This window comes from Flagellimonas crocea, from assembly GCF_033441595.1.
GTDB lineage: Bacteria > Bacteroidota > Bacteroidia > Flavobacteriales > Flavobacteriaceae > Flagellimonas > Flagellimonas crocea.
Window position 1 is genome coordinate 490,272 of the sequence record NZ_JAUZVX010000003.1, and the last position, 25,778, is coordinate 516,049.

The following is a 25,778-nucleotide window of genomic DNA, read 5'->3' on the forward strand; positions in this document are numbered from 1 at the left end:
TTTTACGGAACATCATGTCCTTGGCTTGCTACTAAAAGAGTAAACCAATCCTGAAGTTCCAGTTCTATTTTTACGGCCGCAGCCGATTGTTCAATTCTTTTCTTGTTCGTAGTTCCAATGACAGGGTGCACGTTGGCGGGGTGTTTTAAGATCCACGCCAAAAGCAACTGGCTTTCGGTTGCATTGTACTTTTCCATTAGGGGCGGCATCGCTTCTTTAATCCGCTCCACCTGTTCGTCGGTTTCCCTAAAAAAGCTGCCCAACGGACTCCAGGCCATGGCCATTCTTTTGTTGGCGATGCAATCATCAAAGGTTCCATCGTACATGGGGTCGTGGTGCGTTAAGGAAAATTCTACTTGGTTCCCTTCTACAGGGATGGTATTTTCCAACATGGCCACTTGGGAGGTCGTAAAATTGGATACCCCGAATTGTTTGATCTTTCCACTTTGTAACAAATGTTGGGCGGCCTCCGCCATTTCATCCGGCTGCATCAGGGGACTTGGTCTGTGCATCAAAAAAAAGTCCAGATAATCCGTATTCAACTTTTTCAAGGACTCTTCCGCCGACCAGATAATATAATCCTTATCATATTGGTAATGATTGACTTTATTGTTCCTGCCGCGGGTCATTTGAATCCCACACTTGGTGATCAATTGGATGTCCTCCCTTTTGATTTTGCTATCCTTAAAAGCGGCTCCAAAATCGCCCTCGGTAGAATAGCTGCCGTAAATGTCGGCGTGGTCAAAAGTGGTGAGTCCACATTCGATGCTGTGGTGCATCAATTCGATCATTTCATTCTTGGAAAGTTTTTTCCCCCAACTTCCCCAGGTCATTGCTCCCGATATAATGCGGGAAAATTTCGTTGTCTGTTCCATATGCGCTGAAAGTATAAAATTAAACCCTTAAATCCTTCATAAAACTAGGGGTTTAGCGTTTTTTTTAACCATTAATTAACAGGCAGGTTTTAAATAAATTTTCATTTTGCACACCTTAGTTAAAACCCCGACCTTAACACCAAACAATAAAAGTATATAATGGAAGAAAACACTACTATTGATATTAGTGCTGTGAATGAGAAAATTGCCCAAGAAAGCGCTTTTATTGACCTTTTAAAGGTTGAAATGAACAAAGCGATAGTAGGGCAGACCCATATGGTCGAACGCTTGCTCATTGGTTTATTGGGCAAAGGGCACATTCTGCTCGAAGGTGTTCCTGGACTGGCAAAAACACTTGCCATCAACACCTTGGCAAAAGCTGTGAAAGGAAGTTTCAGCAGAATACAATTTACTCCCGACCTTTTACCTGCCGACGTTGTTGGTACGCTTATCTACAACATAAAGGAGAACGATTTCTCCATAAAAAAAGGACCCATTTTTGCCAACTTTGTATTGGCAGATGAGATCAACAGGGCCCCTGCCAAAGTGCAGTCCGCCCTTTTGGAGGCCATGCAGGAAAAGCAGGTAACCATTGGTGACGAGACCTTTATCTTGGACAAACCATTTTTGGTAATGGCCACCCAAAACCCTGTGGAACAAGAAGGAACCTATCCACTTCCCGAAGCCCAGGTAGACCGATTTATGTTGAAAACAGTAATCGATTATCCTAAACTCAACGAGGAGCAGCTCATTATACGCCAAAACCTAAGAGGTGCTACCGAACCCGTTAACCCCGTGGTTTCTTTGGAGCAAATTCTAAGGGCCCAAGAAACGGTACGTGAGGTTTATATGGATGAAAAAATTGAAAAGTACATTCTCGACATCATCTTCGCTACGCGATACCCGGAAAAATACAATTTGGAAAGCTTGAAGCCTCTCATCAGTTTCGGTGCTTCCCCGAGGGGTAGTATCAACTTGGCCAATGCATCCAAATGCTATGCGTTCATCAAGCGAAGAGGTTACGTGGTTCCCGAGGATGTAAGGGCCGTAGTACACGATGTACTTCGCCACCGAATCGGGATCACCTACGAGGCCGAGGCAGAAAATATTACTTCCGAAGAAATCATCAATAAGATTGTAAACGAGGTAGAAGTGCCTTAGCGGTTCAATGTTTATCGGAATAAGTAGCAATACTTTTAACCAACCCGAAAACCTATTTTTTTGAACCAAATGGATACAAAGGAACTACTAAAAAAAGTACGTAAAATTGAAATCAAGACCCGGCGTCTTTCCGACCATATTTTTGGTGGGGAATACCATTCTACGTTCAAAGGTCGGGGAATGACGTTCAGCGAGGTGCGCCAATATCAGTTTGGTGATGATGTGCGAAGCATTGATTGGAACGTGACCGCTCGCTACAACGAGCCCTACGTGAAGGTCTTTGAAGAAGAGCGCGAACTCACCATGATGCTGATGGTGGACGTGAGCGGTTCGGAACTTTTCGGTACCTCCAACCAGTTCAAAAAAGACATTGTCACCGAAATTTCTGCTACGCTTGCCTTTTCCGCGCTTCAGAACAATGATAAGGTCGGTGTGATATTGTTTTCCGATGAGGTGGAACTCTTCATCCCGCCAAAAAAAGGAAAAAGCCACGTGCTCCGAATCATTCGGGAACTATTGGAATTTCATCCAAAAAGCAGCGAAACCAATATTGCGGAAGCCTTGAAGTTCCTGACCAATGTAATGAAGAAAAAAGCCATTGTTTTTGTGCTTTCGGATTTTATTGCCGACGATTACGACAATACGCTTCGCATTGTGGGCAACAAACATGATGTTACAGGAATACGGGTGTACGATGAGCGCGAGGAAACCATTCCAAACTTGGGAATGGTGCAAATGCAAGATGCCGAAACGGGCGAGATTCAATTGGTCAACACCCAATCCAAACAAGTTCGTTCGGCCTATGGGCAACATTACAAGGACAAAGTGGCCTATTTCACCAACTCGTTCCACAAATCCGGATGCGGGGTAATCGATTGTAGGGCAGACGAAAGTTATGTGAAAAAACTGTTGGGATATTTTAAACGAAGGGGATAGATAATGCAAATGGAAGATCAACATAAAAAAAGAAACACAAAAAAGGTGCAACCAATGCTGGTTGTCATGTTGTTTCTTTTCCTTTTGCCCATGGTCGGTTTTTCTCAGACAGGCCCAAAAGTCGATGCCGAAGTGGACACCTTGGCCATTAAAATTGGGGAACAGATCAAATACAAGATTACCGTAGAGACAGATTCGACCGATGTGGTTTTCTTTCCCGAGGGACAGACCTTTTCGCCACTTGAAACCGTAGAGGCCATAATGGCCGACACCCTCAAAAATGATGACAAGGTCATTCTTCAAAAAATATATTCGCTCACACAGTTTGATAGCGGAGCATATACCATTCCCCCACAGCGAATCGCCATCAACGAGCAGCCCTTTTTCACGGATTCCTTTCAAGTAAAGGTCGCCGATGTGGTCGTGGACACCACTAAACAGAAGATGTACGACATCAAACCTTTGATTGAAGTAGAGCGAAGCACCGCCGATATGTGGCTTACCGCACTTTGGATTCTTTTGGGGCTGATTGTGGTCGGAGGACTGGTCTATTGGTTCTTTTTGCGAAAAAAACCATTGACCGAAGAAGAGAAGGTGGCCCTGCTGCCTCCTTACGACCGGGCTATCTTGGAACTAAAAAAACTGGAAAATTCCAAATACCTCATTCAAGACGAATACAAGCAATACTACTCGGAACTTACCGATATTGTACGGTCTTATTTGGAAGAAGACGTACACGTATCGGCCATGGAGAGTACCACCTCGGAGCTCATCACCAAATTGGAAATGCTGCGCGATGCCGGCGAGCTCAAATTGGATGATGACACCCTTCAACAATTTCAAAAAATATTACAGACGGCAGACCTCGTAAAGTTCGCCAAATCCAAACCGGCCACCTCGGTAGCCGAACAGGATAGAAAATTAGTGGAAGAAATCGTGACCAAAACCCACGAAGCCCTCCCGGAACCTACTGAAGAAGATTTGCTATTGGATGAGGAATATCTGGAAGAACTGGCCAAGAAAAAACAACGCAAAAGAATTTACTGGGCAGCGGCCATTTTTGCAGGAATACTGGTTTTGGGCGGAATCGGTTCGACCGTTTATTTTGGTACCAAAAAAGTGAGGGATACCGTTTTTGGCTACCCTACCAAAGACCTGTTGGAAGGGGAATGGGTTGCCAGTTCTTATGGTTTCCCTCCCATTCAGATAGAAACACCGGAAGTTTTGATACGCCAAGAATTGGAACTTCCCAAAGAAACCGAGGAACTGATCAAGGAGCTTCAGGCTTTCTCCTACGGAAGTTATGTAGGGATATTTTCCGTGAGTACAAGCTCCATAACCTTTAAGGAACAAAAAGAAGACCCCGAATTTGAAGCTGTAATTGGTTCCACCTTGAGCAATTTTGAGCAATTGGGACTAAAAAACATCATCACCAAGCAAGAAGAGTTTGTTACGCAATCCGGAGTAAAAGGCATGAAAACCTATGGTACCGGCACATTGGAACGGCCGGGTGGAGATTCCAAAAGGGCCAAATACAACATTCTCACTTTTGGTGGCAAAGGCTTCATACAGCAAGTGGTCATTACTTGGGAGGAAGACGACGAATATGCGGAACAGATCGTGGACAGAATATTGAACAGTTTAGATGTAAAAACACAGGCATAGATGTTTGAGAATATAGAATTTGCGAATCCTGAATTTTTCTGGCTGCTATTGCTGCTGCCCTTGGCTTTGCTGTGGTATTTTTTCAAACGGAAAAATGAAATGGCCTCCCTGCGCATCTCGAGCATCAAAGGGTTTACGTTCAAAAGTTGGCTTTCCAAATTAAAACCCGTGCTATTTGCCATTCGATTATTGGCCCTTGCCGCCATAATCACCGCATTGGCGAGACCTCAAACGGAGGATATCTCGACACGGACCAAAACCACTAAGGGTATCGATATTGTAATGGCCATCGATGTCTCTTCGAGCATGCTGGCACGAGATCTTAAGCCCAATAGATTGTCCGCACTAAAAGAAGTGGCGGCCAATTTTATAGAGGAACGTCCGAACGACCGTATCGGTTTGGTGGGCTACGCCGGGGAAAGTTACACCAAGACCCCGATTACCAGCGATAAATCCATCGTTTTGAACGCATTGGAAGAAATCACCTATGGTGTACTGGAAGATGGTACGGCCATTGGAATGGGACTGGCGACCTCGGTAAACCGCCTAAAAGAAAGCAAGGCGATCAGTAAAGTTATCATTCTTTTAACGGACGGTGTCAATAATTCTGGCTTTATTGAGCCAAGAACCGCTGCCGACCTGGCCGTGGAATTTGGTATAAAAACATACACTATTGGTCTGGGTACCAACGGAAACGCACTTTCCCCCATTGCCTACAACAGGGATGGTTCCTTCCGATATGGTATGCGCCAAGTGGAGATTGACGAGGATTTGCTCAAAGAAATCGCAGAAGTAACGGGAGGCAAATATTTCCGTGCCACCGACAACGAGTCTTTGGAAGAGATTTATGACGAGATCAATAAATTGGAAAAAACAGAAATAGAAGAGTTCAAATATTACAAGTACGAGGAAAAATTCAGGCCATTGATTTTCTTGGCGGGAATTTTATTGCTATTGGAATGGGGATTGCGAAATTCCATTTTTAAAAGTTTTATTTAGAAGATGATTCAGTTTGACGAAAAAATATATTTCTACCTCTTGGCCATAATCCCGATCATGGCCCTGACGTTCTTTTTTCTTCAAATTTGGAAGAAAAGGACACAGAAACGTTTTGCCGATACATCCCTTTTAAAAAGACTGGCTCCCAACAAGTCCAATTTCAAATCAACAGTAAAATTGGTGTTTCTTTTGGCAGGACTCTCATTTTTGGTCTTGGGGTTGGTAAACCCTAAAATCGGTACAAAACTGGAAACCGTAAAACGTGAAGGAGTGGACATTGTATTTGCCATCGATGTTTCCAAAAGTATGCTGGCGGAGGATATTGCCCCCAACCGTTTGGAAAAGGCCAAGCGTATTGTTTCGGAAATCATTAACCAATTGGCGAGCGACCGGATAGGGATTATTGCCTACGCAGGTCAGGCTTATCCCCAATTGCCCATTACCACGGACTATGGAGCCGCAAAAATGTTCCTGCAGAGCATGAACACCGATATGCTCTCCTCACAGGGAACCGCCATCAACGCAGCCATAGATTTGGCCAGCACCTACTATGATGATTCCCAACAAACGAACAGGGTCCTTTTTATCGTTTCCGATGGGGAAGATCACTCGGAAAGTTCCACCATCAACGCGGTAGAAAAGGCCATCCAAAACGGAATCCGCCTATATAGCATAGGGGTAGGCAGCCCCAAAGGAGCTCCGATTCCCATCAAACGAAACGGAATCGTAGAAAGTTTGAAAAAAGACAATGAAGGCGAGGTCGTCATAACCAAATTGAACGAAAATGTATTGATCGAGATTGCCGATCGCGGTAATGGGGAATATATTGATGGCTCCAACACGGAAAATGCTGTGGAGTATATTAAAGAGGAACTGAACCGGATGGACAAAACAGAATTTGAAGCCAAACAGTTTGCGGAGTACAAGGACCAATTCCAGTGGTTCCTCGCAGCGGGCTTTTTATTTCTATTTTTGGACATCTTTGTTTTGGACAGAAAAACTCAATGGTTGAAAAAACTGAATCTTTTTAATGAACATGATGATGAATAAGATGAAGTTACTATTTGGACTATTGCTCAGTTTCGGTATGGTCCAAGCACAGGACGACATAACCGAAAAAGCGAACAAGGAAGCGGAGAAAGCTTTGAAAGCCTCCACTAACCTTACCTATGAGGCCAATGAAGAGCTTACCTCCAACGATTTTGTCACTGCAGAAGCGGACTACCGAAGGGCCATTTCCAAAAGCAACAAAAATGCAGCCGCAAGATTTAATCTTGGCAACGCCTATTACAATCGGGAAAGTTTTGGAGAAGCGTTTGGCAGGTACAAACAGGCCGAAGAAGCCGCTGACGACAAAGGGGAAAAACACAAGGCATTCCATAACATGGGCAACGTGTTCATGAAGCAAAAAGATTACAAGCAAGCGGTGGAAGCCTATAAGCAGGCCCTACGAAAAAATCCCGACGACGACGAAACCCGTTACAACCTTGCCTTGGCCAAAAAGATGCTCGAAAAGCAACAGGACGAACAAAAGAACGACCAAAACCAGGACAACCAGGATAAAAAAGACCAGGAAAACGAGGACAAGGATAAAAACAAAGACCAGAACAACGAAGGAGGGGACAACGAAAAGAAAGACGACGGGGAGCAAAAAGAAGACGAGAACAAGGATAAGGGAGATCAGGGCGAAAATGGCGATAACAAGCCAGAAGAGAACCAAAAAGGCGATGGGGACAAGAAAAAGGAGCAAGAAAAACAGCCCAACAAAGGTGATCAGCCCCAGGACCAAAAGCAACAGCCCCGGCCCAACCAACTTTCCGAACAGCAGATTCAAAATTTGCTAGAGGCCATGCAGAACGAAGAGAAAAAAGTACAGGAAAAAATGGAAGCCCGTAAAGTCCGTGGCAAAAAAATCAAAAACGAGAAAGACTGGTAATGAAAGCGTTTAAGGGCAACATAGTATTTGTTTTGGCAATGTTACTTCTGGTAGTATGGCCTTCCTATGCCCAAGACGAAGAGAAGGAGCAGGTAACATTCACCATGAACTTGAGCAAAGAAGAATTGGGGATCAATGAACGTCTTCGTGTGGATTTTACCATGAACAAGGACGGCGATAATTTTAAACCGCCCCAATTTGAAAACTTCAAGGTCGTCATGGGCCCATCGCAATCCATTAGTTCCTCATGGGTAAATGGTAAACGCAGCTTTTCCAAAACATACACTTATATTTTGGTGCCAACGGCCAGGGGAAGCTTCACCATCAACCAGGCTACCATCGAAATTGATGGTCAGACCTATAAAACAACTCCTAAAACTGTTGAGGTGACCGCCGCGGTGGACAAACCGAATTCAGAGAAAACAGTTGATGATGTCGCGGACGAAAACCTTCATTTGGTTGCGGAGGTTTCCAAAGGAAATCCCTATCTGAACGAAGCGGTAACAGTCATCTACAAACTCTACGTCAGTCCAAACATCAGTGTAACCAATTATCGCCCCCTCGATAATCCCACCTACAACAATTTTTGGAGCCAAGATATCCCGGTGACCAAGCACACTGCCCAAAATGGTACCTACGAAGGCAAACCATACCGGTACGTGGTTTTGAAACGAGTGGTACTCTATCCCCAAAAATCGGGTAAGCTTGACATTGAACCACTTTCGTTGGAAATATTTGTGGATGTGCCCACCAACCGAAGGGACTTTTTTGGAGGAAGAATATATACCCAGACCAGTAAGACCGTTTCGGCAGGTAAACGCACCATAAATGTGAAACCTTTGCCCGAAGCGGGAAAACCTGCAGACTTTAGTGGTGCGGTCGGGGATTTTGATTTTTCGGTGACCACCAGCAAAACGCAACTCAATGCTTCGGAATCGCTGCAGGCCAAAGTGGAGGTTTCAGGCAAAGGGAACCTAAAACTGTTCCAACTGCCCGAGCCCGAGCTACCAAGCTCTTTGGAAGTATATGATCCAGAGTATGATGAATCCATCAATACGTATAGCTCGGGAATGGAAGGAAAAGTCGCCAACAATTATACTATTGTGCCCTCTTTTAGGGGAAAGTACCCGATTCCAAGTATCGCCTTCAGCTACTTTAATCCAGAAACTGGCAAGTACAATACCATTAATTCAGAAGAAATTAATATTGAGGTTATTGAAGGGCCTACCAGTGGAAGCGCTAGTGCAAACATCCCCTCCAGCGACAAGCAGTTGGTCGTTCCAACGGGCGAGCAGTTCCACTTTATAAAAATAAACCCCAACTTGGTCCCTATCGGTGTCAATCGCTTTTTTGGATCTAGGCTCTTTTTCATCCTATTGTTGGCCCCACTTCTACTGATTCCTATTGCCATTTTTGCATTTAAAAAACGGGAGGCCATTGCAAGCGATGTTGTGGGCAACAAAATAAAGAAGGCCAATAGATTGGCCAGAAAATATCTATCCACCGCAAAAAAAGAACTGGGCAACAAAGAGGCTTTTTACGTTGCTCTGGAAAAAGGTTTGCACAACTATCTGAAAGCAAAATTGCATATAGAGACCTCGGAATTCAGCAAGGACAAGATTACAAGCATCCTTTCTGGGAAAAATGTTGAGAACGAAGATATCGAAGGATTCATTCGATTGCTGACCAGTTGCGAAATGGCGCGATACAGCCCGTTCTCCAACGTACAGATGCAACAAGATTATGATAGGGCCAGTGAAGTAATCTCTAATTTGGACAAACAGTTATGAGCTTAAAAAAGATGACTTTTTTGTTGTGCTTTCTCAGCTTCGCTTTGGGGTTTGCCCAAAACGAGGCGCTTTTCAATGAAGCTACGGAACTCTACAACGATGGTAAGTATTCCGAAGCGATAGACAACTATAAAAAAATCGTTGAAAATGGTGAGCATTCGGCAGCGCTCTATTTTAATCTGGGCAATTGCTACTACAAGCTAAACTCCATTGGCCCCAGCATATATTATTATGAAAAGGCATTGCTCCTTAGTCCAAATGATGATGAAATCCAAAACAATTTAAGGTTTGCCCAAAATATGAGGCTGGATGCCATTGAGGAAATTCCCAAGACCGAACTTTCCCGTATCTACAACCTTGTGGTGGGTGCATTCACATACGACCAATGGTCATTTTTGGCAATAGGTCTTGTGGTTTTATTTGTACTGGCATATATGGCTTACTATTTTTTGGAACAGGCAAACCGAAAAAGGGCCGCGTTCATCTCCGGCATATTGTCGTTGATATTTGGGGTTGTTTGTGTTTTGATGGCCTATCTTAGCTATCAGCGATACAAAGCGAACGATCCTGCCATCGTATTCCAAAAAGAAGTGAACGTCAACGCTGAGCCCAATACCAGTAGCAACACCATCTTTACCCTGCACGAAGGCACGAAGGTCAATGTTTTGGACCAGCTGGACGGTTGGCAGCGAATTCGGATAGCCGATGGTCAAACAGGTTGGCTCAAAGCCGATAATATCAAGAAAATCAAGGAGTTTTAGCCAAAATTTCTTCTCCTTGTTTATAATTCCTTATTTTTAGTTAAAATTGAAACTGTGTTCAAAACGATAGTTTTACCATTTATTTCTTTTGTGCTGGCACTTACTTTGTTGGCAGCACCTGTTGTTCCTTTTCTGGACAAACAGGAAGGAAAGTCCATGATGTACGGCTCCGCGGAGGAAGAGGAAAGTGGTGAAAAAGAGAATGCAGAAACAAAATTCGACGAAACAATCGTGTTTGTCAGTTTCTATACCGATTCTTCCGGCCATCAGATATTTCAAAAACAACCGAAGGATTTCTCCGGGTATCTTTTTCCAACATCAGACCACACCGTTGAAATTTTGGATCCTCCCCCCCGAAAATTGATTTAAACACTCAAATTTTATTCAAATCAATTTTTAACCTTCTTCTATGCATTGACCTAACCAGTATAGGAGAACAAACTTACACAACATGTTCAAGTACATAAAGAATGACTTGCCTGCCAGTATAGTGGTATTTTTCGTGGCACTCCCACTATGTTTGGGCATAGCCTTGGCCAGTGGCGCTCCCCTGTTCTCGGGACTCATTGCCGGCATTATAGGAGGTATCGTGGTCGGTGCCCTAAGTGGATCACAAATAGGTGTCAGTGGTCCAGCAGCGGGGCTTGCCGCCATAGTTTTAACCGCCATTGGTGCTCTTGGGGGATACCAAAACTTTTTGGTCGCCGTAGTGCTGGGTGGTATTATTCAATTCGTTTTCGGAATATTGAAAGCTGGTGTTATCGCCTATTACTTTCCTTCTTCCGTAATAAAAGGAATGCTGACCGGTATAGGAATCATTATCATTCTAAAGCAAATCCCGCACTTTTTTGGTTATGACTCCGATCCTGAAGGCGATTGGGCCTTTTTTCAGGTAGATGGAGAAAATACCTTTAGTGAAATCATCAATACTATTAATTATATAAGTCCCGGTGCAACCCTTATCGCATTTGTGGCATTGGCCATTCTCATTTTATGGAGCACCATATTGACCAAAAAATCCAAAATATTCGAATTGATTCAGGGACCCCTGGTCGCTGTGGTCGTGGGCATTGTTTATTACAGTATAACACAAGGAGATGCAACCTGGGGCATATCCGCCGAACATCTGGTAACAGTGCCGGTTCCAGACAGCATTGAGTCGTTTTTAGGTTTTTTCAGCTTCCCAAATTTCTCTGCAATCACCAATATGGATGTTTGGGTTACGGCTTTTACCATAGCACTTGTAGCCAGTCTTGAAACGTTACTCTGCGTGGAAGCAACGGATAAATTGGACCCTGAAAAAAGAACAACGCCCACCAATAGGGAGCTTATGGCGCAAGGGGTTGGAAATACCCTGTCCGGTTTGGTAGGCGGTCTTCCAGTTACCCAGGTAATTGTACGTAGTTCTGCGAACATTCAATCGGGAGGTAAAACCAAGGCTTCGGCCATTATCCACGGTTTCTTCCTTTTAGGGTCGGTAATTTTAATTCCAACCCTACTTAACATGATTCCTTTGTCCGTTTTGGCGGCCATATTGTTTATTGTAGGTTATAAACTTGCGAAACCCAGTTTGTTTAAAACCATGTTCCAAGCAGGGTGGAAACAATTTGTGCCCTTTGTGGTCACGGTCGTTGGTATTGTATTCACCGACTTATTGATCGGAATTAGTTTGGGACTTGGGGTAGGCATCGTAGTGGTCCTCATCAAAAGTTACCAAAACTCCCATTTCTTACATATTGAGGACAAGAGCAATGGCTCCCATAAAATTAAGATGACCCTTGCCGAGGAAGTGACCTTCTTTAACAAAGGGGCAATTCTAAAAGAATTGGATAGACTTCCTGAAAATTCTTACCTAACTTTGGACGTTAGAAAAACCCGTTATCTAGATAATGATATCGTAGAAATATTGGAAGACTTTTCCAGAAAGGCGAAGAACAGGAACATTGATATTAAAATTATCTCTGAACGAGGCGAGGTCGAAAACCCGGATAGCTATATCGAGTTCTTCAATCTGTCTCCAAAAAAAACAGCATAAAATCATAGATATGAAAGCACATACCAAAGAAACGCAGGCGACAATGACGCCCAAAAAAGCTCTTCGGTTCTTGAAGGAGGGCAATGAGCGTTTCCAACAAAATTTAAAAGCAAACAGAAACCTTTTGGAGCAAGTGAACGATACCAAGGACGGACAGTTTCCCTTTGCCACCATTTTAAGCTGTATTGACTCAAGGGTATCCGCAGAGTTGATATTCGACCAAGGCCTGGGCGACATCTTTAGTGTAAGGATCGCAGGTAATTTTATCAACCAAGATATATTGGGGAGTATGGAGTTTGGCTGTAAATTGGCCGGCACCAAGGCCATTGTGGTCCTTGGACATACAAGTTGCGGCGCCGTAAAAGGGGCCTGCGACCATGCACGTATGGGCAACCTGACCGCCTTGATAAATAAAATTGAACCTGCTGTCTATGCGGTAAAAGAGCCAAAGGACGAGTCACAACGGAACTCACAAAACTTGGATTTTGTGGACGCTGTGGCCATGAAAAATGTAGAAATGGCGTTGGAAAACATCAGAAACCAAAGCGTTATCCTCAAAGAGATGGAGGAAAAGGGCGAAATTGCTATCGTGGGCGCCATGTACGATATATCGGACGGGAAGGTAACATTCATTTAATGCCAGGAACATCCGATTAAAACCAAAAGCCGATAGGGAACCATCGGCTTTTTTATTTTAATTTTTGGCTTGCTTATGTTTATCGATTATTTTACCATCCCTATTTAAAGTGGCATGTATCCGGTAAAATTTCCAAATGATTCCGGTCCCATATACTTGGAGACCGTGGAGGGCAGGTTTCCCGTAGAACCCTTCAACACCTTAAGCAACCTTATTTTTCTTGCGCTCATCATCTATTGGGGCATCAAAGTGTATCGAAACCCAAAGCAGCACCAATTTTTGGCCTGGGTACTTCCCATTATAGGAATCAGTTATGTGGGCGGTACGGTGTACCATGCTACGCGCAGTCACGAATTTTGGCTCCGCTTGGACTGGATGCCCATTCTATTGCTCTGCGCGGCCTTGGTCATCTATTTTATTTTTAAACTCGTCCGTTCTTGGTGGCAGCGGGCAATCTGGATTGTAATACTCTTGGGAGCTTCCTTTTTACTTCGGATTCTCCCTATTCCCGCGGGATGGAGGATTTCCATTGGATATGTCATCACTGCAGCGACCATACTTATTCCCATTACAATGTATTTAATACGAACAAAAGGCAAAAATTTAGGTTTGGTAATATCGGCTTTCATCATTTTTGGGGTGGCCGTTTTCTTTAGAAGCATCGATCTTCATCAGAATTTCTTTCCCATGGGCACACATTGGCTATGGCATCTTTTCGGTGGAATCGCAGTACATTTTCTAATTGCCTATATATTCAAGGACAATTTGCTAAATTTGTCCGCCAATAGCGTAAGCAATCATGATTGATACCATTAAGGAACATATCGCCGAAGTCGAAAAGTTTACTTCAAACTCTACAGAAGAAATTGAAGCTTTCCGAATCAAGTATTTGGGAAAAAAAGGACTTTTGAACAATTTCTTTGCCGAATTCAAAAGCGTGCCCAACGAACAGAAAAAGGATTTTGGCAAGGTTGTCAATCAACTAAAAAACGCTGCTACCGATAAGGTCAACGAACTTAAGGAAGCTTTGGAGAACCAAACGGAGACCGTTGGCAAGTATGGCGACCTTACACGTCCCGGCGAACCGGTAGAAATCGGTTCCCGACACCCTATCTCCATTGTGAAGAATCAAATTATTGATATTTTCTCAAAAATTGGTTTCAATGTTTCCGAAGGCCCGGAAGTGGAGGACGACTGGCATAACTTTACAGCCTTGAACCTGCCTGAATACCACCCTGCCCGGGATATGCAGGATACGTTTTTCATTCAAACAGACCCGGATATTTTATTGCGCACGCACACCTCATCGGTTCAGGTACGTTATATGGAAGCCAATAAACCCCCTATCAGGACCATTTCCCCTGGGAGGGTTTATAGAAATGAGGCTATTTCTGCCCGTTCGCACTGCTTTTTCCACCAAGTGGAAGGCCTTTATGTGGACAAAAATGTATCCTTCGCCGATTTGAAGCAGACCTTACAATATTTTACTTCGGAGATGTTCGGCAAATCAAAAATTAGATTGCGTCCATCCTACTTTCCGTTTACAGAACCCAGCGCAGAAGTTGATGTATACTGGGGCCTTGAAACCGAGACGGATTACCGCATGACGAAGGGAACTGGATGGTTGGAAATTATGGGCTGTGGCATGGTAGACCCCAATGTACTTAAGAATTGTGGTATAGATCCAGAGGTATATTCTGGATTTGCCTTTGGTATGGGAATAGATCGTATTGCATTGCTACTTCATCAAATTTCGGACATTCGACTATTGAGCGAAAATGATGTTCGTTTCTTGGAACAGTTCAAGAGCGCACTGTAACCCATTTTATGAAAAACGATATTGAAATTCCCGTTGCCAAGGATGTACACGTTGCAGTAATTCGTGAATGGAACGATGAGTTTCTGTCCAAAGAGTGGAACGCCTATATCATCAACAACAGGGAGGATGCCATTGAAATGACCATTGTGGTCTCCAAAGGTTTTGATGGGGACAAAAAAACTTCTACCATGCGGCATGGCATTGGTATCGTTGAGGCAAAATCCTTCAAAAAAATCGAGTTTATACAGGAAGAGGTGTTGGCGCTGAACAATGAATTCTTCGTGACCTTTTTTGCCGAAGACAAACTTTTTGAAAAAAGATTCCTGTTTCCCAAACATTCCATCACAGAAAATCGCCTTACCACTATCCCTATAATAGAAAAGGAAGGTATTCTTACCGAGGATTAACGCATATTTTTCAAAGAAAACTTTCTTTTAACAAACATTTAAGTTCTATTGGTTCGGTTTGTTCCGAACCAATTATATATTTGCACCTTCAAAATCCATTATATGGAACATTCGAAGGAAGAAATCATTGAAACATTGGGAGTGCACCTGGAGCAGGAGCAAAACCTGCCCCCCTTAGCGGCCCGCATCTATGCCATCTTAATTTTAACGGACCAGGACGGACTCACCTTTGAGGACTGCTTGGAAAAAAGAGGGGCCAGCAAGAGTTCCACTTCCACCTCATTGAACCTTTTGATGAACATGGGATTGATTACCTATTTCACCAAACCGGGTGATAGAAGAAGGTATTTTAAAACGGCAAAGAAGAAGACCTTCTTTCTTTCCAAACTACAAGAAAACCTAAAACGCGTTGAAGCTGAAAAAAACATAATCACCTTGGTTTTGAACTATCATAAAAGATATGCTCCCAAAAAATACGAGGAGGGGCAATTAAGAACCGAAGTGTATTTGGATTATGCCAACGAGAACGAAAAGATCCTAAAAAAGTCCATCAAAAAACTGGAATCAATTTTAAACGAGTAATCACTCCAACAACCAAAACGTAACAAAGCAAGTTCGTACATGAAAACAATCAAATCAACCTTAGTATCAACAGTCGCACTATTGATCCTATCCTGTGGGGGCAAAAACAAGCAGCAGGCTGCAACAGGGCCTCAAACCCCCTCGCTCAAAGTAAGCACTTTGGAAAAGCAGGACATCACCATATACAATTCATATTCCACCAACATACAGGGCAAGCAGAATGTGGAAATATGGCCCAAAGTTTCTGGGTTCGTCCAAAACATTTATGTGGAAGAGGGCCAAAAAGTAAAAAAAGGCCAACTATTGTTCAAATTGGAAACACAGACCCTTTCGCAAGATGCGGAAGCTGCCAAGGCCGCAGTAAACGTTGCCCAGGTAGAAGTGAACAAATTGGTCCCGTTGGTTGAAAAGAACATTATCAGCGAAGTACAATTGGAAACTGCCAAAGCCCGTTTGGAACAGGCCAAAAGCAACTACAATAGTATATCGGCAAACATTGGGTACTCCAATATTGTTAGCCCCGTAAATGGATACATTGGCGAGATTCCCTACAAAGTAGGGGCCTTGGTAAGCAGTACCATGGGCGAACCATTGACGGTGGTTTCCGATATAAGCGGTATCCGCGCTTATTTTTCCATGACCGAAAAGGAACTTTTGGAAATGAAAAGCGAAATGACGGGTGATGGGTCAGCTGTTTCTGCAGCAAATACACCGGAAGTGGAATTGGTGATGATCAATGGTGATACGTATCCTCAAAAAGGAAAGATCGCCATGATCAACAACATCATCAACCCAACTACGGGCAGCGTTACCCTGCGAGCCGATTTTGACAACCCAAATTTATTGCTGAGTTCGGGAAGTACAGGAACCATTAAGGTTCCGACCACCTATGAAGATGTTTTTGTGATATCGCAATTCGTGACCGTGGACCTTCAAGGCACCAAAATGGTGTATGTACTGAATGATGACAATACAGTGAAAACGGTTCCATTGAACATTACTGCCCAAACCGATAAGGAATTTATCGTAGCAGAAGGTTTGGAAGAGGGAAGCACCATTGTTACCGAGGGTGTATCCAAGCTCAAGGATGGACAGACCATCGATCCTGTAAAACAATAATTACCATCAACCTCTTATAGAACAACTTACATATGTTCCAAAAATTTATAGATCGTCCTGTACTCTCCACAGTAATATCCGTAATCATTGTAATCTTGGGTATTCTAGGGCTGAGTACATTGCCCGTAGAACAATATCCGGAGATTGCACCACCAACGGTACAGGTGAACGCCAACTATACTGGAGCCAACGCGGAAACCGTACTGAAAAGTGTGGTTATTCCGTTGGAAGAGCAAATCAATGGTGTAGAGGGAATGACCTACATGACCTCATCTGCCAGTAACGATGGTGCCGCCAACATAAGTGTATTCTTTGAACTTGGCGTTGACCCCGACATTGCAGCGGTAAACGTGCAGAACAGGGTGGCCAGGGCCAATAGCCTATTGCCCCAAGAAGTTATAAACACGGGTGTCACCACCCAAAAAGCGCAGAACAGCGCGCTGTTGTTTTTCTCCATTTTTTCCGAAAATGAGGATTATGATGCCACGTTTGTGGAAAACTATGCCAAGATCAACCTGGTTCCCCAATTACAAAGAATCAAAGGCGTAGGTAACGTAAATGTGTTCGGGTCCAAAGATTATTCCATGCGGATCTGGATTTCTCCCGATAAAATGGCGGCCTATGATCTGGTGCCCGCCGATATTCAGGCTGCTCTACGGGAACAGAACAGGGAAGCTGCCACGGGAAAAATCGGAGAGAACGCCGATGGTGTTTTTGAATATGTGATGAAATACAAAGGGCGTTTGTCCGAAGTAGAGGAATACGAGAACATTATTCTTAGAACTACGGATGATGGCGGTTTTCTTCGCCTAAAAGATGTGGCCGAAATAGAACTTGGCGCCTTGAGCTACGTAAGGAAAAACTCTGGTATGGGAAACCCCGGTGTTGCTGTGGGGGTTTACCAAACCTCAGGGTCCAATGCCAAGGAGATCATCGATGAGATTGAAACAATTTTGGAAGAATCCAAAGCTGATTTCCCCACAGGATTGGATTACGTAATCCCGTTCAACTCCAAGGACTTCCTGGATGCTTCCATAGATCACGTGGTACAAACCTTGATCGAGGCATTTATTTTGGTGTTTATCGTAGTGTTCCTTTTCCTTCAGGATTTTAGGTCCACTTTAATTCCCGCTATTGCAGTGCCCGTTGCCATTATCGGTACATTCTTTTTCCTGCAACTGTTCGGATATTCCATCAACATGTTGACGCTTTTCGCCATGATCTTGGCCATTGGAATTGTGGTGGATGATGCCATCGTGGTGGTCGAGGCGGTCCATGCCAAACTGGAAGATGGTGCCGATTCGGCCAAGACCGCTACCAAGAGTGCGATGAGCGAAATTTCGGGGGCCATTATCTCCATTACCTTGGTAATGTCCGCAGTATTCATTCCTGTTTCCTTTATTCAAGGTTCCTCGGGGGTTTTCTACCAACAATTTGGTATTACCCTGGCCGTTGCCATTTTAATCTCGGCCATAAACGCCTTGACGTTGAGCCCCGCATTGGCGGCCTTGTTCCTAAAGCCGCACGACCATGAAAAAGGTAAAAAGTCAAACTTTTTGGCGCGTTTCTTTAGGGGATTCAATACCGGTTTTACCGCAATCACCAACAAATACACAAACTCCATAGGTACTTTGGTGAAGCGTAAATGGATCACGCTTGCCATGCTTTTGGGCTTTAGTGCGCTTGCCATATTCCTGTTCCGCTCCACACCATCCGGGTTTGTTCCCGACGAGGATCGCGGGATGATTTTTGTAAACGTGAGCATGCCCCCAGGTACTACCATTGAAAAAACGGAGGAGACCATCATGAAATTGGATTCCATTTATGAGTCCATGGATATCATCGATGTAAGGATGAGCGTGGCAGGCTTTAGCTTGCTGAACCGTGTAAGCGCCGGGTCCTACGCTTTCTCCATTATGAAGCTACAGGATTGGAGCGAGAGGGACGCCGATTCCCTATCCGTAAATGCGACCATGCAGAAATTATATGGGATAACGGCAGGTTTCAATGATGCACAGATCATTTACTTCACCCCTCCCAGTATCCAAGGATTCGGTACCAGTTCAGGTTTTGAGGTACAGCTTCAGAGTAAAACGGGTGAAGACTGGAATTCCATCAACGATGTGAAGAATCAGTTTTTGCAAGCCTTAAATGCCAGACCTGAAATTCAATATGCCATTTCACAGTTCGATCCTGGTTTTCCCCAGTACGATTTGGACATCGATATGGAAAAAGTAAAAATGGCCGGGTTGACCGCCACCGATATATTCAATGCCCTGCAAGGTTATTATGGAGGTATTTATGCGACCGATTTCAATAGGTTTGGAAAGCAATACCGTGTAATGATTCAGGCAAAACCCGAAGACCGTGCCAACGAAAACTCCCTGAGCCATATTTTCGTAAGGAATGCCAACGGAGAATCGGTTGCGGTAAGCCAGTTTGTGGATCTCAAAAAAATATATGGCCCAGAGGTCGTACAGCGCTTCAACTTGCTGAGTTCTGTGAGCGTTACAGGAGTGCCCAATGCAGGTTATAGTACAGGTGATGCCATCACGGCCATCGAGGAAGTTGCGGCAGAAGTGTTGCCAAACTCGTACACCTACGATTATTCCGGATTGACAAGGGAAGAAAGCAACTCAGGTTCACAGACCATACTCATTTTTATCTTGAGCTTGGTATTCGTTTACTTCTTGTTGAGTGCACAATATGAAAGCTATATTTTACCACTTTCCATATTGTTGTCGCTTCCATTTGGTATAGCAGGAGCTATTCTCTTTGTCAACCTAGCTGGTTTACAAAACAATATTTATTTCCAGATTGCACTGATCATGCTGATAGGTCTTTTGGCCAAAAATGCCATTCTGATCGTGGAGTTTGCTTTGCAACGTAGACGAGCGGGCCTATCCTTATTTGATGCCGCTGCCGATGGTGCACGTGCAAGGCTCCGACCGATTTTGATGACATCCTTCGCGTTCATATTCGGTCTGCTGCCGTTGGCCCTTTCATCGGGTATCGGTGCCGTAGGAAACCAATCCATTGGGGTGAGTGCCGTAGGGGGAATGCTTGTGGGAACCATACTTGGGGTATTTATAATTCCCGTGCTCTTTGTAGTGTTCCAAGCATTGCAGGAACGTATTTCAGGAAAGCCATTTGATGAACTTCAAAAAACCGACAATGCCTAACTATCCTTTGATGGAACAAAGAATATCGACCATGAAAATAAAATCCACATATAAATTGTTATTGGTACTTACGATGCCACTTTTGTTGCAATCGTGCTTCGTGGCCAAAAACTACTCAAGACCAGAAGTTGAGACCGAAAACCTCTACCGGACCGATAATCTGCCACAGGACAGCATTTCCATGGCCGATGTATCCTGGAGGGATTTGTTCAACGACGAACAGCTAAAATCCTACATAGAAGAAGGTCTGGAGAACAACATAGATATCCGTATTGCGCTACAGAACGTTGTGGCCGCCGAAGCGTATGTAAAACAGGGAAAGGCCGGTTATTACCCGACCCTTTCGGGAACGGCCAGTTTCACAAGGACCAAAAACTCGGAAAACAGTCAGTTCGGAAGCTTTTTCACCAGACCTTTGGAACAATACGAACTATCTGGTAGCCTCTCTTGGGAGGCGGATGTTTGGGGCAAGATCAGAAGTAACAAACGCGCCTTTGGTGCTTCCTATTTGCAGAGTGTTTCTGCCCATCAAGCGGTAAAGACCAACTTGATCGCGAACATTGCCTCCACCTACTATCAATTGTTGGCCCTGGACAAACAACTGGAAGTTTCCAAGAAAACCTTGGAGGCCAGAAAGAACAGTTTGGAGACCACGGTTGCACTAAAAGAGGCAGGACAGGTTACCGAAGTTGCCGTAAAGCAAACGGAAGCCCAAGTGCATACTACCGAAATCATCGTGATAGACCTTGAGAACAATATCAAACTGTTGGAAAATGCCTTCAGTATTCTTTTGGGTGAAGCGCCACAAAAAATTGAGCGTGGAAGTTTGGACGATCAAACCATTGAAACGGAATTGAGCACAGGGGTTCCCTATTTGCTCCTTGCCAATCGGCCTGATGTGATGCAGGCGGAATACGGTCTTATCAATGCCTTTGAATTAACCAACGTGGCCAAAAGCAGTCTATATCCATCATTGAGTTTATCCGCATCAGGAGGATTTCAAAGTTTGGAATTTGACAATTGGCTGGATGCAAGTTCCCTCTTTTCCAGTCTAGTGGGATCATTGACCCAGCCAATTTTTAACGGTAGACGTTTACGAACTCAAATGGAAGTGGCCAAAGCTCAACAAGAACAAGCTTTGCTCAACTACAAACAAGCTTTGCTCACCGCAGGCAGGGAAGTGAGCGATGCATTGTATACATATGAAGCCGAAACCCAAAAATTGGAGGCTCGTTCCAAAGAGCTTGATGCCTATGCGACCGCCGAGGATTACTCCGAAGAATTGTTGAACAACGGTCTGGCCAACTATTTGGAGGTATTGACCGCTCGACAAAATGCATTGAATTCCGAACTGAACTATGTGGATTCCCAATACGCACAACTTGGCGCTATTGTGGAATTGTACAGGGCCTTGGGCGGAGGTTGGAAATAAAATAATGATAGAGGGGAAAAACGATATCTTGGCCTATGCCATAGAGAACTTCACCAAATTTGGTAGCAAACGGTTCTCCATGGACGAATTGTCCCAGAACCTCGGTATATCCAAAAAAACCCTTTACAAGCATTTTAGCAGTAAAGAAGAATTGGTCAAGGAAAGCCTATCCTATTATTTTGGTAAAATCCGTGCCAATATCGACAATTACATGCTCAACAATCCCAATGAGGGGCAGCCACTTACCACAATAATATATATTTATAAGCAAGGGTTGATTACTTTCAAAGAGATCAACCCTTCCTTTCTGTATGGTCTCAACAAGTATTATCCCGAGGCATATAAGGTATATTCCCTCATAAAACAGGACATTGTTTGGGAAGTTGTTTGTCCATTATTGAAGAAAGCACAGGAACTCGGACAAGTGCGAAAAAATGTAAAAGTAGAGTTGGTCTGCTCGCTTTTTTTGTCCCGGATGGAAGAAACGGTGTATTCCAAGGCCAATTTATTTGATGAATACAGCCTACACGAATTATTGGACCATATCATTATCAATAATCTAAGGGGGATACTCACCTTAACATATCTTCAAAAAAGCCCCTTACAGTAGTTATTGAAACTGTCAATTTTCTAAAGAAACTACCTCAATTTTAATATATTCTTCTTTAATCACCTGATTTTTACGTTTTTACTGTTGTTTTTAGCATAATGATCGCGTATTTTTAAGTTCTTCTAAAAACTAAAAAACCAATGGGAACTACAACTAACATCAACAGACGCGATTGGATAAGAAAAAGTGTGCTCACCGCAGGGGGTGCAATGGCCTTGCCATATATCGGATTAGCTGAAACACCAAAAGCCCCTTTAACCTTGGACACAGAAGGCAATGCTGTCTATAGTCCTTTCTTTAAAGAGTATTTGCCAAAACCAGAAAACGTGCTGCCTGAACTGGCCGCAAAACTGAATGCCAACGAGAATCCCTACGGACCATCTCCAATGGCCTTGGAAGCTTTTAAGAATTCAGCATCCGGCGGGAACAGGTATGCTTGGAAGGAATTGTTCCAGTTGGTGGACAAAATAGCCGACTTTGAAGGCGTTGAAAGTAAAAATGTGATGATGGGACCCGGTTCTTCTGACTTGTTGGAAAAAACGGCCATGGTCTTTTTTATGAACGGAGGCAATGTGGTTTCCGCAGATCCTGCCTACATGTCCCTTATTAGAGTAGCAGAGTCTGTTGGGGCAAGCTGGAAGCCCGTTCCATTAAAGGATGACTGGTCACACGACCTAAAGGCCATGGAAGAAGCCATTGATGATGACACCAAACTTGTTTACATATGTAACCCCAATAACCCTACAGGTTCTATGACCGACCATGAGGAATTGGTCGATTTTTGCTCCAGGGTATCTGAAAAGGTTCCTGTATTTGTGGATGAAGCCTATCTATGGTTCTTGGAAGACGGTGCCAAAAAAAGTATGGTTTCTTTAGTGAACGAAGGCAAAGATGTAATCATTGCCAGAACCTTCTCCAAAATTCACGGAATGGCAGGACTACGTGTCGGATACGCCGTTGCCCAAGAAGAAACTTTGGGAAGAATACAAAAAATAACAAGGGGAGGTATGGGAATCTCTTTACCCTCTGTATACGCTGCCATGGCTGCCATGGATGATGATGCATTCATTGAAAAGTCCCGTAAGCTAAATGCTGAATGCCGTGACTATGTGTATAAAAGCTTAGAAGAAATGGGAATCACTTCTTACGTTCCATCTTCCACAAGTTTTATCATATTCCCTATTGACATGGAAGGACAGGCATTTTTGGAACAAATGACCGAGTTGAAGGTGGGAGTTCGTGCTTTCCAGTTCATGGACCAAAACTGGTGCCGTGTAAGTATGGGAACCATGGACGAAATGAAAACATTTACCGCCGCACTCAATAAAGTGTTGGTATAGTGGATGTAGGTATTCAAAAAACCATAGTATTTCTTTTTTTCATCTTCATTGGAATCTTACTTAAGGTAAAGTTTAAATCCAAGGAAGAGATTACTGGAATAAAAAAGGTGATTCTTAACCTTGCGTTGCCAGCGACCATATTTATTGCCCTGCTGGGAATCAAGGTAGAATTGCATTTACTAATATTGCCCCTGTTGGCCCTTGGGCTTAACCTGTTGTTATTTTTTGCCATGCCCTTTATTTTGCCCCTTATGGGTATTGGAAAAGGAACCTCAGAGTATAGAACCGCCAAATTGTTGGTGCCCTCTTTGGCGCCTGGCCTTTCTTCCTTTCCCTTTATATTGGAATTTTTAGGAGAAGAATATTTGGCAAAGGCCGCCATGTCCGATTTGGGAAATAAGGTATTCGTACTCTTCTTTTTATACTTGGTGGCCATGAACTGGCATTATAGCCTGCAATCCAACCAAAAAAAGAATGGTGGAACCAAATTAAAGCCCTTGATCAAGGCCATGGTTTCCGAACCTGTGAACGTGTTTATTGCAGCTGCCCTTATCTTGCTCGCTTTTGGATTGCATATGGAATCTTTGCCATTCTTTTTAAGCGAAACCCTCGAAAAACTGAGTTTGATCATGACTCCTTTGGTGTTGTTGTTTATTGGTTTGGCCGTAAAAATCAAAAGGAAACAGTTCTTCCAAATTTTTTCTTTGTTGTGCACCCGTGCGGGATTGGTCCTGTTGATTTCTGGAATATTTGTAACGGTAACTGGTATCGAAGCGCAAAACGAAATATTGCTGACCATGGCCTTCGGACTCAGCGCATGCAGCTTTTGGCCCTACGCGCATATTGCGGCAGTCGACAGCATGGAGATGGACAAAAAATCGAATAGAAGAACCTTTAGCAGCGATTTTGGTGTGGCCATTTTGGCCCTTTCATTCCCATTGTCCACCATGTTGATTCTGGCAACTCTGAACAGCGGGTCATTCTTTGTAAATCCATTTAACATCTTCATGATATCCGTTGCATTATTGGCAGTTGGCTTTGCCATCCCATTGATCAGTGGTGTCAGTAAAAAAAAGTGGTCGGAACAAAAATTGGTCGATCATGAAATAAATGCCGCCACCGCAGAAAAAGCCGCCTAGCCATTTTAATAAAAGTTAGTTCTAAATCCCTACTTTTAAAGAAACTAGGAAATCATGAAACAACTTCTCAACATTGTTTTTTCCCTTCTTTTTGTTGGAATGCTATCGGCGCAAAAGTCCTCTGTTACAGTTGACCAAGACCGCCTTGAAGAAAGAATATTCGATCTTGCTAAATTCGGTCTTCAGGAAAATGGGGAAACGGAACGGGTCGCTTTTAGTGATGCCGATGTTGAAGCCAGAAATTGGGTGATCAAAACCTTAAAAGACCTTGGCATGGATGTGAAGGTCGATGCTGCGGGAAATATTATCGGAACCCGAAAGGGAACGGATGCATCCAAAAAACCCATTGCCTTTGGCTCCCATATTGATAGAGTGCCCAACGGTGGAAATTACGATGGTTGTGTGGGTTCCATGGCCGCTTTGGAAGTCATTGAAACCCTGAACGAAAACAACATCAAAACCAGTCACCCTCTCGAGGTCATCATCTTTCCTAATGAAGAAGGTGGTGTGATGGGAAGTAGAGCCATGGCAGGTAATTTAGGAAAGTCTGCTCTCGGCGTGGTCAATTCCACAGGCTACTCGATGGGTGAAGGAATCATGAGAATTGGTGGCGATACCACCAAAATAAATGAGGCCAAACGCGAAAAAGGCAGCTTGGCCGCGTTCTTGGAGCTTCATATTGAGCAGGGAGGCAAGCTTGAAAAAGAGAATTTGGACATTGGTGTAGTAGAAGGTATCGTTGGCCTGAATTGGTGGGATGTGGTATTTACGGGCTTTGCCAACCATGCGGGCACCACTCCCATGAACGCCCGACAGGATGCGCTATTGGCCGCCGCCAAATATATAGTAGCCGTTAACGAGATCACCAACAGCTTTGATGGAACCCAAGTTGGCACGGTCGGCCGAATCAAGGCAGAGCCTGGGGCTCCCAATGTCATACCCGGAAAGGTGGTTGCCAGTCTCGAAATCCGTGACCTCTCTTCCGAAGTGATTCAAAAAGTGTACGAAGCCATCAAGAAAAAAACCGAAGAAATCGCTGAAGCTTCAAACGTCTCGGTAGAATTTTTACCGTTGGACACAACTGCAGAACCTGCCTTAACGGACACCTCCATTCAAAAAGAAATAGAATCATCCGCAAAGTCCTTGGGATTAAGTTATCAATATATGCCCAGCGGTGCCGGCCATGATGCTCAGGATATATCGCGATTTGCACCAGTGGGAATGATTTTTGTCCCGAGCAAAGGAGGCATCAGTCACTCACCCAAAGAATTTACATCCGCAGAAGATATGGCCAATGGTGCCAATGTGCTTTTAAAAACGGTGTTGGCACTTGATAAAAAACTGGATTGATCT

Annotated in this window: 23 protein-coding genes; 22 read left to right on the forward strand and 1 reads right to left on the reverse strand. The window is 43.9% G+C overall.

Going from position 1 to position 25,778, the window contains the following annotated elements:
- Positions 1-2: 2 nt before the first annotated feature.
- Positions 3-875: an aldo/keto reductase gene (locus SD449_RS11640; RefSeq protein ID WP_318310787.1), complete on the reverse strand. Its 873-nt coding sequence runs from the start codon at positions 873-875 to the stop codon at positions 3-5.
- 159 nt (positions 876-1,034) lie between these two features.
- Between SD449_RS11640 and SD449_RS11645 the strand changes: the two genes are divergently transcribed.
- The 22 genes from SD449_RS11645 to SD449_RS11750 all read left to right on the forward strand — a co-directional run bounded on the left by SD449_RS11645 (position 1,035) and on the right by SD449_RS11750 (position 25,775).
- Positions 1,035-2,036, forward strand: coding sequence for an AAA family ATPase (locus SD449_RS11645; RefSeq protein ID WP_207030881.1), 1,002 nt, complete (start codon positions 1,035-1,037; stop codon positions 2,034-2,036).
- A 69-nt stretch (positions 2,037-2,105) separates the two neighbouring features.
- On the forward strand, positions 2,106-2,972 hold the full coding sequence (locus SD449_RS11650) for a DUF58 domain-containing protein (RefSeq protein ID WP_318310789.1): 867 nt from the start codon (positions 2,106-2,108) through the stop codon (positions 2,970-2,972).
- 3 nt (positions 2,973-2,975) lie between these two features.
- Complete coding sequence (locus SD449_RS11655; RefSeq protein WP_404828046.1) at positions 2,976-4,637, forward strand: hypothetical protein; 1,662 nt, start codon at positions 2,976-2,978, stop codon at positions 4,635-4,637.
- Positions 4,638-5,636 carry a vWA domain-containing protein gene (locus SD449_RS11660; RefSeq protein WP_318310793.1) on the forward strand — a complete coding sequence of 333 codons (999 nt, stop codon included), beginning with the start codon at positions 4,638-4,640 and terminating at the stop codon, positions 5,634-5,636. It abuts the gene before it with no gap.
- 3 nt (positions 5,637-5,639) lie between these two features.
- A complete protein-coding gene (locus SD449_RS11665) occupies positions 5,640-6,686 on the forward strand; it encodes a VWA domain-containing protein (protein WP_318310795.1) in 1,047 nt (348 codons plus the stop codon).
- On the forward strand, positions 6,679-7,572 hold the full coding sequence (locus SD449_RS11670) for a tetratricopeptide repeat protein (RefSeq protein ID WP_318311238.1): 894 nt from the start codon (positions 6,679-6,681) through the stop codon (positions 7,570-7,572). The genes SD449_RS11665 and SD449_RS11670 overlap by 8 nt, the downstream gene beginning before the upstream one ends.
- Entirely contained in the window at positions 7,572-9,362 is a 1,791-nt protein-coding gene (locus tag SD449_RS11675; RefSeq protein ID WP_318310796.1) for a BatD family protein, read from the forward strand. The genes SD449_RS11670 and SD449_RS11675 overlap by 1 nt, the downstream gene beginning before the upstream one ends.
- Positions 9,359-10,123, forward strand: coding sequence for an SH3 domain-containing protein (locus SD449_RS11680; RefSeq protein WP_318310797.1), 765 nt, complete (start codon positions 9,359-9,361; stop codon positions 10,121-10,123). The genes SD449_RS11675 and SD449_RS11680 overlap by 4 nt, the downstream gene beginning before the upstream one ends.
- A gap of 54 nt (positions 10,124-10,177) precedes the next feature.
- Positions 10,178-10,492, forward strand: coding sequence for a hypothetical protein (locus tag SD449_RS11685; RefSeq protein WP_318310798.1), 315 nt, complete (start codon positions 10,178-10,180; stop codon positions 10,490-10,492).
- Between the two features lie 82 nt (positions 10,493-10,574).
- Positions 10,575-12,158 (forward strand): SulP family inorganic anion transporter, encoded by a 1,584-nt coding sequence (locus SD449_RS11690; RefSeq protein WP_318310800.1) that lies wholly within the window; start codon positions 10,575-10,577, stop codon positions 12,156-12,158.
- A 10-nt stretch (positions 12,159-12,168) separates the two neighbouring features.
- Positions 12,169-12,795: a carbonic anhydrase family protein gene (locus SD449_RS11695; RefSeq protein ID WP_318310801.1), complete on the forward strand. Its 627-nt coding sequence runs from the start codon at positions 12,169-12,171 to the stop codon at positions 12,793-12,795.
- 114 nt (positions 12,796-12,909) lie between these two features.
- On the forward strand, positions 12,910-13,602 hold the full coding sequence (locus SD449_RS11700; RefSeq protein ID WP_318310802.1) for a hypothetical protein: 693 nt from the start codon (positions 12,910-12,912) through the stop codon (positions 13,600-13,602).
- Entirely contained in the window at positions 13,595-14,614 is a 1,020-nt protein-coding gene (pheS, locus tag SD449_RS11705; RefSeq protein ID WP_318310803.1) for a phenylalanine--tRNA ligase subunit alpha, read from the forward strand. Before SD449_RS11700 ends, pheS begins: the two co-directional genes overlap by 8 nt.
- Positions 14,615-14,622: 8 nt before the next feature.
- Complete coding sequence (locus SD449_RS11710) at positions 14,623-15,021, forward strand: hypothetical protein (protein ID WP_318310805.1); 399 nt, start codon at positions 14,623-14,625, stop codon at positions 15,019-15,021.
- Positions 15,022-15,123: 102 nt separating this feature from the next.
- Positions 15,124-15,603, forward strand: coding sequence for a GbsR/MarR family transcriptional regulator (locus SD449_RS11715; RefSeq protein ID WP_318310806.1), 480 nt, complete (start codon positions 15,124-15,126; stop codon positions 15,601-15,603).
- Between the two features lie 39 nt (positions 15,604-15,642).
- Positions 15,643-16,722, forward strand: coding sequence for an efflux RND transporter periplasmic adaptor subunit (locus SD449_RS11720; protein WP_318310807.1), 1,080 nt, complete (start codon positions 15,643-15,645; stop codon positions 16,720-16,722).
- A 32-nt stretch (positions 16,723-16,754) separates the two neighbouring features.
- Complete coding sequence (locus SD449_RS11725) at positions 16,755-19,904, forward strand: efflux RND transporter permease subunit (protein WP_318310808.1); 3,150 nt, start codon at positions 16,755-16,757, stop codon at positions 19,902-19,904.
- Between the two features lie 31 nt (positions 19,905-19,935).
- Entirely contained in the window at positions 19,936-21,336 is a 1,401-nt protein-coding gene (locus SD449_RS11730) for a TolC family protein (protein ID WP_318311239.1), read from the forward strand.
- Between the two features lie 4 nt (positions 21,337-21,340).
- Positions 21,341-21,946 carry a TetR/AcrR family transcriptional regulator gene (locus SD449_RS11735; protein ID WP_318310809.1) on the forward strand — a complete coding sequence of 202 codons (606 nt, stop codon included), beginning with the start codon at positions 21,341-21,343 and terminating at the stop codon, positions 21,944-21,946.
- Positions 21,947-22,086: 140 nt separating this feature from the next.
- Positions 22,087-23,286 (forward strand): pyridoxal phosphate-dependent aminotransferase, encoded by a 1,200-nt coding sequence (locus SD449_RS11740; protein WP_318310811.1) that lies wholly within the window; start codon positions 22,087-22,089, stop codon positions 23,284-23,286.
- Positions 23,286-24,425: an AEC family transporter gene (locus SD449_RS11745; protein WP_318310813.1), complete on the forward strand. Its 1,140-nt coding sequence runs from the start codon at positions 23,286-23,288 to the stop codon at positions 24,423-24,425. Before SD449_RS11740 ends, SD449_RS11745 begins: the two co-directional genes overlap by 1 nt.
- Positions 24,426-24,479: 54 nt before the next feature.
- On the forward strand, positions 24,480-25,775 hold the full coding sequence (locus tag SD449_RS11750; RefSeq protein ID WP_318310814.1) for a Zn-dependent hydrolase: 1,296 nt from the start codon (positions 24,480-24,482) through the stop codon (positions 25,773-25,775).
- The last annotated feature ends 3 nt before the right edge of the window (positions 25,776-25,778 follow it).

Excerpts from the sequence above, each read along its gene's own strand:
- SD449_RS11720 (WP_318310807.1), top strand. The coding sequence starts at position 15,643 with ATGAAAACAATCAAATCAACCTTAGTATCAACAGTCGCACTATTGATC.
- SD449_RS11740 (WP_318310811.1), top strand. The coding sequence starts at position 22,087 with ATGGGAACTACAACTAACATCAACAGACGCGATTGGATAAGAAAAAGT.
- SD449_RS11695 (WP_318310801.1), top strand. The coding sequence starts at position 12,169 with ATGAAAGCACATACCAAAGAAACGCAGGCGACAATGACGCCCAAAAAA.
- SD449_RS11700 (WP_318310802.1), top strand. The coding sequence starts at position 12,910 with ATGTATCCGGTAAAATTTCCAAATGATTCCGGTCCCATATACTTGGAG.
- SD449_RS11640 (WP_318310787.1), bottom strand. The coding sequence starts at position 875 with ATGGAACAGACAACGAAATTTTCCCGCATTATATCGGGAGCAATGACC.
- SD449_RS11655 (WP_404828046.1), top strand. The coding sequence starts at position 2,976 with ATGCAAATGGAAGATCAACATAAAAAAAGAAACACAAAAAAGGTGCAA.
- pheS (WP_318310803.1), top strand. The coding sequence starts at position 13,595 with ATGATTGATACCATTAAGGAACATATCGCCGAAGTCGAAAAGTTTACT.
- SD449_RS11645 (WP_207030881.1), top strand. The coding sequence starts at position 1,035 with ATGGAAGAAAACACTACTATTGATATTAGTGCTGTGAATGAGAAAATT.
- SD449_RS11690 (WP_318310800.1), top strand. The coding sequence starts at position 10,575 with ATGTTCAAGTACATAAAGAATGACTTGCCTGCCAGTATAGTGGTATTT.
- SD449_RS11650 (WP_318310789.1), top strand. The coding sequence starts at position 2,106 with ATGGATACAAAGGAACTACTAAAAAAAGTACGTAAAATTGAAATCAAG.
- SD449_RS11660 (WP_318310793.1), top strand. The coding sequence starts at position 4,638 with ATGTTTGAGAATATAGAATTTGCGAATCCTGAATTTTTCTGGCTGCTA.
- SD449_RS11675 (WP_318310796.1), top strand. The coding sequence starts at position 7,572 with ATGAAAGCGTTTAAGGGCAACATAGTATTTGTTTTGGCAATGTTACTT.
- SD449_RS11735 (WP_318310809.1), top strand. The coding sequence starts at position 21,341 with ATGATAGAGGGGAAAAACGATATCTTGGCCTATGCCATAGAGAACTTC.
- SD449_RS11730 (WP_318311239.1), top strand. The coding sequence starts at position 19,936 with ATGAAAATAAAATCCACATATAAATTGTTATTGGTACTTACGATGCCA.
- SD449_RS11710 (WP_318310805.1), top strand. The coding sequence starts at position 14,623 with ATGAAAAACGATATTGAAATTCCCGTTGCCAAGGATGTACACGTTGCA.
- SD449_RS11725 (WP_318310808.1), top strand. The coding sequence starts at position 16,755 with ATGTTCCAAAAATTTATAGATCGTCCTGTACTCTCCACAGTAATATCC.
- SD449_RS11715 (WP_318310806.1), top strand. The coding sequence starts at position 15,124 with ATGGAACATTCGAAGGAAGAAATCATTGAAACATTGGGAGTGCACCTG.
- SD449_RS11750 (WP_318310814.1), top strand. The coding sequence starts at position 24,480 with ATGAAACAACTTCTCAACATTGTTTTTTCCCTTCTTTTTGTTGGAATG.
- SD449_RS11680 (WP_318310797.1), top strand. The coding sequence starts at position 9,359 with ATGAGCTTAAAAAAGATGACTTTTTTGTTGTGCTTTCTCAGCTTCGCT.
- SD449_RS11670 (WP_318311238.1), top strand. The coding sequence starts at position 6,679 with ATGAATAAGATGAAGTTACTATTTGGACTATTGCTCAGTTTCGGTATG.
- SD449_RS11665 (WP_318310795.1), top strand. The coding sequence starts at position 5,640 with ATGATTCAGTTTGACGAAAAAATATATTTCTACCTCTTGGCCATAATC.